At 72.3% G+C, this 12,131-nt stretch carries 10 protein-coding genes; 9 read left to right on the top strand and 1 reads right to left on the bottom strand.

Annotated features, from left to right (window positions below; translation table 11 throughout):
- Positions 1 to 9: 9 nt before the first annotated feature.
- Together ABZX67_RS08210 and ABZX67_RS08205 are read left to right on the top strand one after the other, a co-directional pair.
- Positions 10 to 1,044, top strand: a complete 1,035-nt coding sequence (locus tag ABZX67_RS08210) for an EamA family transporter (protein WP_355356145.1) — start codon at positions 10 to 12, stop codon at positions 1,042 to 1,044.
- Positions 1,045 to 1,162: 118 nt separating this feature from the next.
- Positions 1,163 to 2,605, top strand: a complete 1,443-nt coding sequence (locus ABZX67_RS08205) for an aldehyde dehydrogenase family protein (RefSeq protein WP_355356143.1) — start codon at positions 1,163 to 1,165, stop codon at positions 2,603 to 2,605.
- A gap of 115 nt (positions 2,606 to 2,720) precedes the next feature.
- Here ABZX67_RS08205 and ABZX67_RS08200 read toward each other — a convergent pair whose 3' ends face one another.
- Entirely contained in the window at positions 2,721 to 3,581 is an 861-nt protein-coding gene (locus tag ABZX67_RS08200) for a hypothetical protein (protein ID WP_355356141.1), read from the bottom strand.
- 212 nt (positions 3,582 to 3,793) lie between these two features.
- Between ABZX67_RS08200 and ABZX67_RS08195 the strand changes: the two genes are divergently transcribed.
- From ABZX67_RS08195 to ABZX67_RS08165, 7 genes are all read left to right on the top strand, one after another.
- Positions 3,794 to 5,731: an acyl-CoA dehydrogenase family protein gene (locus ABZX67_RS08195; protein WP_355356139.1), complete on the top strand. Its 1,938-nt coding sequence runs from the start codon at positions 3,794 to 3,796 to the stop codon at positions 5,729 to 5,731.
- 522 nt (positions 5,732 to 6,253) lie between these two features.
- Positions 6,254 to 6,577: a hypothetical protein gene (locus tag ABZX67_RS08190; protein WP_355356137.1), complete on the top strand. Its 324-nt coding sequence runs from the start codon at positions 6,254 to 6,256 to the stop codon at positions 6,575 to 6,577.
- 55 nt (positions 6,578 to 6,632) lie between these two features.
- Positions 6,633 to 7,883, top strand: a complete 1,251-nt coding sequence (dxr, locus tag ABZX67_RS08185) for a 1-deoxy-D-xylulose-5-phosphate reductoisomerase (RefSeq protein ID WP_355356135.1) — start codon at positions 6,633 to 6,635, stop codon at positions 7,881 to 7,883.
- Positions 7,880 to 9,181 carry a site-2 protease family protein gene (locus ABZX67_RS08180; protein ID WP_355356133.1) on the top strand — a complete coding sequence of 434 codons (1,302 nt, stop codon included), beginning with the start codon at positions 7,880 to 7,882 and terminating at the stop codon, positions 9,179 to 9,181. The genes dxr and ABZX67_RS08180 overlap by 4 nt, the downstream gene beginning before the upstream one ends.
- Positions 9,182 to 9,356: 175 nt before the next feature.
- Positions 9,357 to 10,514, top strand: a complete 1,158-nt coding sequence (gene ispG / locus ABZX67_RS08175) for a flavodoxin-dependent (E)-4-hydroxy-3-methylbut-2-enyl-diphosphate synthase (protein WP_355356131.1) — start codon at positions 9,357 to 9,359, stop codon at positions 10,512 to 10,514.
- A 133-nt stretch (positions 10,515 to 10,647) separates the two neighbouring features.
- The gene (locus ABZX67_RS08170) at positions 10,648 to 11,493 is read left to right on the top strand and encodes a GNAT family N-acetyltransferase (RefSeq protein WP_355356129.1); all 846 of its coding nucleotides are present in this window, start codon (positions 10,648 to 10,650) and stop codon (positions 11,491 to 11,493) included.
- Between the two features lie 15 nt (positions 11,494 to 11,508).
- Positions 11,509 to 12,102 (top strand): GNAT family N-acetyltransferase, encoded by a 594-nt coding sequence (locus ABZX67_RS08165; RefSeq protein WP_355356127.1) that lies wholly within the window; start codon positions 11,509 to 11,511, stop codon positions 12,100 to 12,102.
- The last annotated feature ends 29 nt before the right edge of the window (positions 12,103 to 12,131 follow it).

Raw genomic sequence — 12,131 nt, 5'->3', positions numbered from 1 at the left:
CTCCAGTGCATGACAAGCCCCGCCGTCGACCCGGCCGCCGCAGGCACCACCACACCCCCGCCCCCGCCCACGACCCCTTCCCCCGCCCGCCGCCGCATCAGCGGCGCCGTCTGGGCCGCGCTCGGGATCGTGTACGTCGTGTGGGGCTCGACCTACCTCGGCATCCGGGTCGTCGTCGAGACCATGCCCCCGTTCCTCTCCGCCGGCGCCCGGTTCGTCGTCGCCGGAGCGCTGCTCGCCGCGCTGCTCGCCTGGCGGCACGGCATCGGCGTGCTGAAGGTGACCCGCGCGCAGCTCGCCTCCACCGCCGTCGTCGGGCTGCTGCTGATCCTCGGCGGCAACGGCCTCGTCGTCCTCGCCGAGACCTCCGTGCCCTCCGGCCTCGCCGCGCTCCTCATCGCCGTCGTCCCCGCCTGGGTCGTCCTGCTGCGCACCGCGGCCGGCGAGCGGCCCGGCCTCGGCGCGTACGCGGGCGTGCTCCTCGGCCTCGCCGGGCTCGCGATCCTCACGCTCCCCGGCCTCAGCGGCGACGTGCGGATCGCCGGCGTGCTCACGGTGATCGTGGCCACCGTCATGTGGTCCGTCGGCTCCTTCTCGTCGTCGCGCCTGCCCATGCCGAAGAACCCCTTCACCACGAGCGCGTACGAGATGGTCGTCGGCGGCCTCGGCTGCCTCGCGCTCGGGCTCGTCCGCGGCGAGCACCGGGGCCTGGACGTGACCGCCTTCTCGGCGCGCTCCTGGACCGCGCTCGCCTACCTCGTCCTCTTCGGGTCGCTGCTGGCGTTCACCGCGTACGCCTGGCTCCTGCACACCGCCCCGCTGTCGCTCGTCGCGACGTACGCGTACGTCAACCCGGTCGTGGCCGTCGCGCTCGGCGCGCTGCTCCTCGACGAGGCGGTGACCTGGCCCATCGCCCTGGGCGGCGCCATCGTCGTGGCGGGCGTGTGCCTGATCGTCAGCACGGAGCGGCGCCCGGAAAGCAGCCCGGAAAGCCCCGAGAGTCGCCCCCAGAGCCGGTCGGAACATACGGAACGGCGAAACTGACGTCCCGCACCACTCCATCCCGGACAAACCACGGCCCACCCGCCCGGCCCTACCGTGTGAACAGAACAGCAGGACCCCTCCCATCCTCCGCACAGCTTCGAAAGGGCCGGGATCGCACATGACTGCCACCGCCTTCTGGCTCGCCGGCCGCCAGGCCACCGGCGAGACGACCTTCGACGTCACCTCCCCGTGGGACGGCCGCCTCGTCGGCCAGGTCAGCGTTCCCACCGAGGCCCAGGTCGAAGAGGCCGTGGCCGCCGCGCACGCGGTCGTCGACGAGTTCGCCGCGACCCCCGCCCACGTCCGCGCCGCCGCCCTGGACCACGTGTCCAAGCGCCTCGCCGAGCGCACCGAGGAGATCGCCCAGCTGATCTCCGCCGAGAACGGCAAGCCGATCAAGTGGGCCCGCGGCGAGGTCGGCCGCGCCGTGTCCGTGTTCCGCTTCGCCGCGGAGGAGGCCCGCCGCTTCAACGGCGGCGAGGCCCAGCGCCTCGACACCGACGGCGGTGGCGTCGGCCGCCTGGCGCTCACCCGCCGCTTCCCCAAGGGCGTCGTCCTCGGCATCGCGCCGTTCAACTTCCCGCTGAACCTGTGCGCCCACAAGGTCGCCCCGGCCATCGCCGTCGGCGCCCCCATCATCCTCAAGCCCGCCCCGGCCACCCCGCTCTCCGGCCTCATCCTGGGCGAGCTGCTCGCCGAGACGGACCTGCCGGCCGGCTCCTGGTCGGTCCTGCCCGTCCTGAACGAGGCGATGCCCGCCCTGGTCAAGGACGAGCGCCTGCCGGTGATCTCCTTCACCGGCTCCGACAAGGTCGGTTACGCCATCCAGGAGTCGGTGCCGCACAAGCACTGCACCCTGGAGCTGGGCGGCAACGCCGCGGCCGTCGTCCTCGCCGACTGGGCCTCCGAGGAGGACCTGGACTGGGCGGCCACCCGCATCGCCACCTTCTCGAACTACCAGGGCGGCCAGTCCTGCATCTCCGTGCAGCGCGTGATCGCCGACGCGTCGGTCTACGACCGGCTCGTCCCGAAGATCGTCGCCGCCGTCGAGGCGCAGGGCACCGGCGACCCGTCCGACGACACCACCGACGTCGGCCCGCTGGTCAGCGAGGACGCCGCCAAGCGCGTCGAGTCCTGGGTCGACGAGGCCGTCAAGGGCGGCGCCACGCTGCTCACCGGCGGCAAGCGCGAGGGCGCGACCTACGCCCCGACCGTCCTGGCCGACCTGCCCGCCGATGTCACCCTCGCCTGCGAGGAGGTCTTCGGCCCGGTCCTGACCCTGCACAAGGTCGACGGCGAGGCCGCCGCCTTCGCCGAGGTCAACAACTCCAAGTTCGGCCTCCAGACCGGCGTCTTCACGCACGACCTGCAGACCGCCTTCCGCGCCCACCGCGCGCTGGAGGTCGGCGGCGTGGTCGTCGGCGACGTCCCGTCCTACCGCGCCGACCAGATGCCGTACGGCGGCGTCAAGCAGTCGGGTGTCGGCCGCGAGGGTGTGCGGTACGCGATGGACGACTACACGTACGAGCGCGTCCTGGTCCTCACGGGCCTGGCGCTGTAACCCGTACGGCCCAGACCGGCGGCCGGAGCCCACTGTGCGGGGGCTCCGGCCGCCTCCTTTTCTCCCCCCACCTCCGCCGGGTCACCCGGCTGGCGGGCAGGGGGCGGCGACGCCCTCACTGCGCCTCCCACCGCGCCGCGGGGCGGGACTCGTACAGCACCGTGTGGAAGCGTCCGGCCGACTCGAGCCCCTCGGGGTCCGCGCCGAGAGCTCTGACGGCCGCGACGGCGTACGCCTGCTCATGTGCGTCCGTGAAGCGCCGCTGCGGCCAGGAGCGGGCCGGATCGGACACAGTGCGCAGGCCGTGTGCGTCGAGCGCCGCGGCGATGCCCGCGTACGACACGGTGCGCAGCACGAAGGCGCTGACCCACACCGGCCGGTGCGCCGCGTCCAGCAGGGCGTCGAAGGTGCGCCGGGTGACGTAACTGCCCCCTCCCGTGATGGTGATGAGCCCGACGCCCGAGAGGGCCCGGCGCAGGCCCGGACCGGCCGGGCCGCGTTCCAGGTCCTCGGCGAACGCCGCGTCCAGCAGCCCCACCGCTCGCGCGTACCGCAGCGCCCGGCCGGCGATGTCCAGGCCGACGACCGGGACGGCGTCCGAGCGGCGCCGCTCCGCGTAGAACCGCTTGTCCCAGGCCACCAGCTCTGCGGTGGACAGGCGCTGGGCCCGCGGGCAGGTGTAGTGCTCGTACAGCTCCGCGAGCGTGAGGTCGTGGTTGAGCAGAGCGGCGTTGACGCCGTACGAGCAGCACACGTCCAGCACGGTGGGCGAACCCTGGCCGCCGCCACCCGGTGCGGCGGCGCGCCAGTCCGCCACGGTGCGCCTGAAGACCCCTTGGGCGTGGTGGGGGATCTCGTACCGCAGCGGTGCCAGCCGTGCGAAGTACGCGCGCGGGTCCGGCCGGTCGTAGACGTCGTCGAACCGCGTCTTGCCGCCTTTCACGTCACCCGGACCGCCGAGGCCGGAGCCTTTCATCGAGATCTCCTCTCCCTCGCGTCACTCGCGCCGCCCGCCATCGTGTACGCCCATGGCGGCGGAGGGACGTGTGCACCGGGGGCGCACGGGCGCAGGCTCCGCGTCGTGCTCGCCTTTTCGTATGTGCCGGAATCGGGTAGATACGGTCGAGTAACCGGTCGGCCCGAGCACCGGCCGGCCGCCCCCGACTGAAGCGGCGAGGTGAGCCCACCATGTCCGGCCCCCACCACCAGCCCAAGGTCTCCGAACGCGAAGCCCGCGAGGTCGCCGAGGCAGCCCGCGAACAGGACTGGCGCAAGCCCAGCTTCGCCAAGGAGCTGTTCCTCGGCCGCTTCCGGCTCGACCTCATCCATCCGCACCCGCTCCCGCCGGACGAGGACGTGCAGCGCGGCGAGCAGTTCCTCGCCAAGCTGCGCGACTTCTGCGAGACGAAGATCGACGGCGCGCTGATCGAGCGCGAGGCCCGCATCCCCGACGCCGTGATCGACGGGCTCAAGGAGCTCGGCGCCCTCGGCATGAAGATCGACCCCAAGTACGGCGGCCTCGGCCTCACCCAGGTGTACTACAACAAGGCCCTGGCCCTGGTCGGCTCCGTGAGCCCCGCCGTCGGCGCCCTGCTCTCCGCCCATCAGTCGATCGGCGTACCGCAGCCGCTGAAGATCTTCGGCACCACCGAGCAGAAGGAGACCTTCCTCCCGAGGCTCGCCCGCACCGACATCTCCGCTTTCCTCCTCACCGAGCCCGACGTCGGCTCCGACCCCGCCCGCCTGGCCACCACCGCCGTCCCCGACGGCGACGAGTACGTCCTGGACGGCGTGAAGCTGTGGACCACCAACGGCGTCGTCGCCGACCTGCTCGTGGTCATGGCCCGCGTACCGAAGTCCGAGGGCCACAAGGGCGGCATCACCGCCTTCGTCGTCGAGGCCCAGTCGCCCGGCATCACCGTCGAGAACCGCAACGCCTTCATGGGCCTGCGCGGCCTGGAGAACGGCGTCACCCGCTTCCACCAGGTCCGCGTCCCGGCCGCCAACCGCATCGGCCCCGAGGGCGCCGGCCTCAAGATCGCGCTGACCACCCTCAACACCGGGCGCCTCTCGCTGCCCGCGATGTGCGTGGGCGCCGGCAAGTGGTGCCTGAAGATCGCCCGCGAGTGGTCGGGCGTCCGCGAGCAGTGGGGCAAGCCCGTCGCCCTCCACGAAGCGGTCGGCTCGAAGATCTCCTTCATCGCCGCCACCACCTTCGCCCTCGAAGCCGTCGTCGACCTCTCCAGCCAGATGGCCGACGAGGACCGCAACGACATCCGCATCGAGGCGGCCCTCGCCAAGCTGTACGGCTCCGAGATGGCCTGGCTCATGGCCGACGAGCTGGTCCAGATCCGCGGCGGCCGCGGCTTCGAGACCGCCGACTCCCTCGCCGCCCGCGGCGAGCGGGCCGTCCCGGCCGAGCAGCTCCTGCGCGACCTGCGCATCAACCGCATCTTCGAGGGCTCGACCGAGATCATGCACCTGCTCATCGCCCGCGAGGCCGTCGACGCCCACCTCGCGGTCGCCGGCGACATCATCGACCCGGACAAGACGCTCGGCGACAAGGCGAAGGCGGGCGTCCAGGCGGGCGCCTTCTACGCCCGCTGGCTGCCGAAGCTCGTCACCGGCCCCGGCCAGCTGCCGCGCTCGTACGCCGAGTTCCACCCCTCCGGACACCCGGACCTCGCCACGCACCTGCGCTACGTCGAACGCACCTCCCGCAAGCTGGCCCGCTCCACCTTCTACGCCATGTCCCGCTGGCAGGGCCGCATGGAGACCAAGCAGGGCTTCCTCGGCCGGATCGTCGACATCGGCGCCGAGCTCTTCGCCATGAGCGCCGCGTGCGTCCGGGCGGAGCTGCTGCGCTCCGCCGACGAGCACGGCCGCGAGGCCTACCAGCTCGCGGACGCCTTCTGCCGCCAGTCCCGCATCCGCGTCGAGGAGCTCTTCGGCCGGCTGTGGCACAACACCGACGACCTGGACCGCACGGTCGTCAAGGGCGTGCTGTCGGGCACGTACGCCTGGCTGGAGGAGGGCGTCCTCGACCCCAGCGGCGACGGCCCCTGGATCGCCGACGCGACCCCGGGCCCGTCGGCCAGGGAGAACGTCCACCGCCCCATCCGCTGACACCGTTTCCGCCCGTCTCGCCCGCCCCGGTACGTCCAGCACCCATAATCGAGCCGCGATCACCACGATCTCGACGAGGAACGGGAGCACGGATGTACGGGGCGGGACAGCGGTACGGACGGAGCGGGCGCGTCGCCGCCGCGCTCGGCGGCATGCTCCTGCTGGCCGCGTGCAGCGCGGAGCGGCCCGACGCCCCGAACGACGACCCCAAGGCCAAGGCCTCCGCGCGCGAAGGGACCGGCGCCCCTCACCGAGGCCCGGCTGACCGCCGCTGCCTTCGCCGCGGACGAGAAGGCCGGCTCGTACACCACGAGCCCCTACGGTGTCGGTGAAGCGCCCTTCAGCGACAGCTACACCGCCGATCCGGCCGTCTGCCAGCCGCTGGTCAGCCTCGCCAAGGGCGCCACGGCCCACGACCCGGTCGCCGAGGTCCACCGCGACCTGGACCTCGACAGCGAGCTCCGCTCCGTCAACGTCACCGTCCAGCTCCGCTCGTACGCGGGGAAGGACGCCACCGCCGTCATGGCCGCCCTCGCCACGGCGGGCACCGCCTGCGCGGGCGGCTTCACCGAGGACCGGGCCCTCACCAAGGCGCGCTACCTGAAGGTGGAGCCGGTGAAGGCGCCCGCCATCGGCGACGAGGCGAAGGCGTTCCGCTTCACCATCCAGGACGTCAAGAACAAGGACCTCAGGCTGTACGAGTACCTCACGGTCCTCCGCTCCGGTTCCACCACGCTCTCCTTCCGCGCCGACGTCCTCGACACCAAGGACTTCGGCGGCGTCCCGCAGGAGGTCGTCACCGCCCAGTGGGAGAAGTTCCGGGCGGCCACGGGCAGCGGCGCGTAGGCCCGGTCCCAGGGGCGCGGTCCTGGCACACGCCCGTTGCGGCAAGAATGGGGGCATGAGCGACAGCCCATCCCCCCTCGCAGACCCGCACATCGCCTTCGATCCGGCCGAAGGCCGCCGGGACATCGTCGTCCTCGGCTCCACCGGGTCCATCGGTACGCAGGCCATCGACCTGGTCCTGCGCAACCCCGACCGGTTCCGTGTCACGGCCCTGTCCGCCGCGGGCGGCCGGGCCGGGCTCCTCGCCGAGCAGGCGCACCGGCTGCGGGTCCGCACGGTGGCCGTGGCGCGCGAGGACGCGGTCCCGGCGCTGCGGGAGGCGCTCACCGAGCTGTACGGCTCCGAGCCGCTGCCGGAGATCCTCGCCGGGCCGGACGCCGCCACCGAGGTCGCGGCCTCCCCCTGCCACACCGTGCTCAACGGCATCACCGGCTCCATCGGCCTCGCGCCCACCCTCGCCGCCCTCGAAGCGGGCCGCACCCTCGCCCTCGCCAACAAGGAGTCGCTCATCGTCGGCGGCCCGCTGGTCAAGGCGCTCGCCAAGCCGGGCCAGATCATCCCGGTCGACTCCGAGCACGCCGCGCTCTTCCAGGCGCTCGCCGCCGGCACCCGCGCCGACGTCCGCAAGCTCGTCGTCACCGCCTCGGGCGGCCCCTTCCGCGGCCGTACCAAGGCGGAGCTGGCCCACGTGACCCGCGAGGACGCCCTCGCCCACCCCACCTGGGCCATGGGGCCGGTCATCACGGTCAACAGCGCCACGCTGGTGAACAAGGGCCTGGAGGTCATCGAGGCCCACCTGCTCTACGACATCCCCTTCGACCGCATCGAGGTCGTCGTGCACCCGCAGTCGTACGTCCACTCGATGGTGGAGTTCACGGACGGCTCGACCCTCGCCCAGGCGACCCCGCCGGACATGCGCGGGCCCATCGCCATCGGGCTCGGCTGGCCCGAGCGCGTCCCGGACGCGGCCCCCGCTTTCGACTGGTCCACGGCCTCCACCTGGGAGTTCTTCCCGCTGGACACCGAGGCCTTCCCCTCCGTCGGCCTCGCCCGGCACGTCGGCGAGCTCGGCGGCACGGCCCCGGCGGTCTTCAACGCCGCGAACGAGGAGTGCGTGGCGGCGTTCCTCGACGGCCAGCTGCCCTTCACGGGCATCATGGACACGGTCACGGCGGTCGTCGCGGAACACGGCACGCCCGGCACGGGAACCTCACTGACGGTGCCGGACGTCCTGGAGGCGGAGACCTGGGCCCGCGCCCGGGCCCGGGAACTGGCGGAGAAAACCATGGCGGAGGCTCGCGCATGACGATCCTGTTGACGATTATCGGCATCGCGGTCTTCGCCGTCGGCCTGCTCATCTCCATCGCCTGGCACGAGCTCGGCCACCTCTCCACGGCCAAGATGTTCGGCATCCGCGTCCCCCAGTACATGGTCGGCTTCGGCCCCACCATCTGGTCGCGGCAGAAGGGCGAGACCGAGTACGGCATCAAGGCCATCCCCGCCGGCGGCTACATCCGCATGATCGGGATGTTCCCCCCGGGCGACGACGGCCGGATCGAGGCGCGGTCCACCTCGCCGTTCCGCGGCATGATCGAGGACGCCCGCTCGGCGGCGTACGAGGAGCTCCGGCCGGGCGACGAGACGCGGCTGTTCTACACGCGCGCGCCGTGGAAGCGCGTCATCGTGATGTTCGCGGGCCCCTTCATGAACCTGGTGCTCGCCGTCGCCATCTTCGTGGGCGTCTGCATGACCTTCGGCATGCAGAAGCAGACCACCGAGGTCGCCGGGGTCCAGAAGTGCGTCATCCAGCAGAGCGAGGACCGGCAGAAGTGCGCCAAGGGCGACCCGGTCTCGCCCGGCCGGGCGGCCGGCCTCGAGGTGGGCGACCGGATCGTCGCCTTCAACGGCGACCCCGTCCACGACTGGCCCACGCTCTCCGACCGCATCCGCTCCACCATCGGCCCGGCCACCCTCACCGTCGTACGCGACGGCCAGGAGGTGGTCCTGCGCCCCAGGCTCATCGAGAACACGGTGATCGCCAAGGACGCCGACGGCGAGGTGATCGCCGAGAAGTACGTCCGCGCCGGCTACCTCGGCTTCGAGGCCCGGACCGTGATCGAGCCGCTCACCTTCGGCGAGTCCGTCGACCGCATGGGCGACATGATCGAGGACGGCGTGGACTCCGTCATCGCCCTGCCGTCGAAGATCCCCGACCTGTGGGACGCGGCCTTCGGCGACGGCGAGCGCAAGGCCGACTCCCCGGTGGGCGTGGTCGGTGCCGCCCGGATCAGCGGCGAGGTGATGAACCTCGACATCCCGGCGCCGAACATCGTGGCGACGCTCCTGCTGTTCCTGGCGATGTTCAACCTCTCGCTCTTCCTCTTCAACATGCTGCCGCTGCTGCCGCTGGACGGCGGGCACATCGCCGGCGCCCTGTGGGAGTCCCTGCGCCGCAACGTGGCGAAGGTCTTCCGGCGCCCGGACCCGGGGCCGTTCGACGTGGCGAAGCTGATGCCGGTGGCGTACGTCGTGGCGGGCATCTTCATCTGCTTCACGCTGCTCGTGCTGGTCGCGGACATCGTGAACCCGGTGAAGATCTCCTAGCGCCGGCCCGAGCCGAGCCGGAGCCGTAGGCGTACGACAGTGGGTACAGCCGTGCGAGTGGGACGGGCGGCCGGACACCCCGTGGTGTCCGGCCGCTCCACCCCGGGGCTGTAACCTCAAACCTGGAGCCCGCCGATCTCGGGACCTCGATCCACACCTTGGGGTTGCACACCAGATGACCGCGATTTCTCTCGGTATCCCGTCCGTTCCCACCAAGCTCGCCGACCGACGCACGTCCCGGCAGATCATGGTGGGCAGCGTCCCGGTCGGCGGCGACGCCCCGGTGTCGGTGCAGTCGATGACGACCACCCGGACGTCCGACATCGGCGCCACGCTGCAGCAGATCGCCGAGCTGACGGCCTCGGGCTGCCAGATCGTGCGCGTGGCGTGCCCGACGCAGGACGACGCGGACGCGCTGCCGGTGATCGCCAAGAAGTCGCAGATCCCGGTGATCGCGGACATCCACTTCCAGCCGAAGTACGTCTTCGCGGCGATCGACGCCGGGTGCGCGGCGGTCCGCGTCAACCCGGGCAACATCAAGCAGTTCGACGACAAGGTCAAGGAGATCGCGAAGGCCGCCGGCGACGCCGGTGTGCCGATCCGCATCGGCGTGAACGCGGGCTCGCTGGACCAGCGCCTGCTCCGGAAGTACGGCAAGGCCACGCCCGAGGCCCTGGTCGAGTCGGCGCTGTGGGAGGCCTCCCTCTTCGAGGAGCACGGCTTCCGCGACATCAAGATCTCGGTCAAGCACAACGACCCGGTCGTGATGATCGCCGCCTACCGCCAGCTCGCCGCGGCCTGCGACTACCCGCTGCACCTGGGTGTGACCGAGGCGGGCCCGGCGTTCCAGGGCACCATCAAGTCGGCCGTCGCCTTCGGCGCCCTGCTGAGCGAGGGCATCGGCGACACCATCCGCGTCTCGCTCTCCGCGCCGCCGGCCGAGGAGGTCAAGGTCGGCATCCAGATCCTGGAGTCGCTGAACCTGCGCCAGCGCCGTCTGGAGATCGTCTCCTGCCCGTCCTGCGGCCGCGCCCAGGTGGACGTCTACAAGCTGGCGGACGAGGTCACCGCGGGCCTGGAGGGCATGGAGGTCCCGCTGCGCGTCGCGGTCATGGGCTGCGTCGTGAACGGCCCCGGCGAGGCGCGCGAGGCCGACCTGGGCGTCGCCTCCGGCAACGGCAAGGGCCAGATCTTCGTCAAGGGCGAGGTCATCAAGACCGTCCCGGAGTCGAAGATCGTCGAGACCCTCATCGAAGAGGCCATGAAGATCGCCGAGCAGATGGAGAAGGACGGCATCCCGTCCGGCGAGCCCTCGGTCTCGGTCGCCGGCTGACCCCGCCGTACACCTACGACGACAAGCCCCGCCGCACCCCGGCGGGGCTTCTCGCCGTCCGGCCGTCCTGCCACTCCTCCCGCGCCGCCAGGTACAGTGCCAGGACCCTGTCGGAACACGGTGAGGCCCCCTCGTGCTGACGCAGACCACCACCCGGGTCCTCGAACCCGGCGACCTCGGCGCCGCGCTCGCCATCCTGGAGAGCGACCCCGTCCAGAACGCGTTCGTCGCCGCGCGCGTGAGGGCCGCCGGGCTCGACCCGTGGCGCCTCGGCGGCGAGATGTGGGGCTGGTACGCCGACGGACGGCTGACGTCGCTGTGCTACTCCGGCGCCAACCTCGTCCCCATCTGCGCCACCTCCGAGGCCGTCCGCGCCTTCGCCGACCGCGCCCGCCGGGCCGGGCGCCGCTGCTCCTCCATCGTCGGCCCCGCCGAACCGACCGCCCGGCTGTGGCGGTTGCTCGAACCGAGCTGGGGCCCGGCCCGCGACGTGCGCGCCCACCAGCCGCTCATGGTCACCGACCGGCCCTCGCCGGACGTCGCCCCCGACCCGCTCGTCCGCCGGGTCCGCAAGGACGAGATGGACGTGATCATGCCGGCGTGCGTGGCGATGTTCACCGAGGAGGTCGGCATCTCGCCGATCGCCGGCGACGGCGGGCTGCTCTACCAGGCGCGCGTCGCCGAGCTCGTCGGCGCGGGCCGCGCCTTCGCCCGCGTGGAGGACGGCAAGGTCGTCTTCAAGGCCGAGATCGGCGCCGCCACCCCGCAGGCCTGCCAGATCCAGGGCGTCTGGGTCGCCCCCGAGTACCGCGGCCGCGGCCTGTCCGAGACCGGCATGGCGGCCGTCCTGCGCTACGCCCTCGCCGACGTCGCACCGGTCGTCTCCCTGTACGTCAACGACTACAACACCCCCGCCAGGGCGGCCTACCGCCGCGTCGGCTTCCGCGAAGTCGGGGCCTTCATGAGCGTCTTGTTCTGAGGCTAGGGTTCGCCCATGGAAGACGTGGATGACGTGCGGGACGCGGAGGACGCCGACGACGTCGTGGTCGGACCGGTCGACCTCGCCGCGCGCGTGGACGCGGCCCTCGCCGTACAGGCCGTCGCCTTCGGGCTGAGCGAGGACGAGATCGGCGTACGCCGCCACATCGTGCTGCGCCACCTGCTCTGCCCCGGCGCCACCTCCTACGGCGCAACCACGCCCGGCGGGCGGCTCGTCGGCTTCGTGTACGGGATGCCCAACGACCGCGCCCACTGGTGGTCGACGGTCGTCCAGCCTTACCTCGTCCGCGAGGGCAACGAGAGCTGGCTCGACGACTCCTTCGTCATCACGGAGCTCCACGTCCACCCCGCGTACCAGGGCCGGGGCCTCGGCCGTCAGCTCATCACCACCATCACGGACGCCGCCGCGCAGCCACGCTCGATCCTCTCCGCCATCGACGTGGAGAGCCCGGCCCGGATGCTCTACCGCTCCCTCGGCTACCGCGACCTCGCGCGCAGGGTCCACTTCCCGAGCGCGGCGCGGCCGTACGCGGTGATGGGCGCGCCGCTCCCGCTGCGGCGGCGCGGCGACGACCCGCAGGGGAACTGATTTCCGCCGGGCGGTGACCCAGGGCTAAC

The sequence above is a fragment of the Streptomyces sp. NPDC003036 genome (assembly GCF_040611175.1).
Lineage (GTDB): Bacteria > Actinomycetota > Actinomycetes > Streptomycetales > Streptomycetaceae > Streptomyces.
The sequence above is the reverse complement of the archived record's forward strand: the minus strand, read 5'-3'. Positions and strand labels throughout refer to the sequence as shown.

What these genes read in the sequence shown, in the direction of transcription:
- ABZX67_RS08210 (WP_355356145.1), top strand. Translation starts at nt 10, where the DNA reads ATGACAAGCCCCGCCGTCGACCCGGCCGCCGCAGGCACCACCACACCC.
- ABZX67_RS08205 (WP_355356143.1), top strand. Translation starts at nt 1,163, where the DNA reads ATGACTGCCACCGCCTTCTGGCTCGCCGGCCGCCAGGCCACCGGCGAG.
- ABZX67_RS08200 (WP_355356141.1), bottom strand. Translation starts at nt 3,581, where the DNA reads ATGAAAGGCTCCGGCCTCGGCGGTCCGGGTGACGTGAAAGGCGGCAAG.
- ABZX67_RS08195 (WP_355356139.1), top strand. Translation starts at nt 3,794, where the DNA reads ATGTCCGGCCCCCACCACCAGCCCAAGGTCTCCGAACGCGAAGCCCGC.
- ABZX67_RS08190 (WP_355356137.1), top strand. Translation starts at nt 6,254, where the DNA reads ATGGCCGCCCTCGCCACGGCGGGCACCGCCTGCGCGGGCGGCTTCACC.
- dxr (WP_355356135.1), top strand. Translation starts at nt 6,633, where the DNA reads ATGAGCGACAGCCCATCCCCCCTCGCAGACCCGCACATCGCCTTCGAT.
- ABZX67_RS08180 (WP_355356133.1), top strand. Translation starts at nt 7,880, where the DNA reads ATGACGATCCTGTTGACGATTATCGGCATCGCGGTCTTCGCCGTCGGC.
- ispG (WP_355356131.1), top strand. Translation starts at nt 9,357, where the DNA reads ATGACCGCGATTTCTCTCGGTATCCCGTCCGTTCCCACCAAGCTCGCC.
- ABZX67_RS08165 (WP_355356127.1), top strand. Translation starts at nt 11,509, where the DNA reads ATGGAAGACGTGGATGACGTGCGGGACGCGGAGGACGCCGACGACGTC.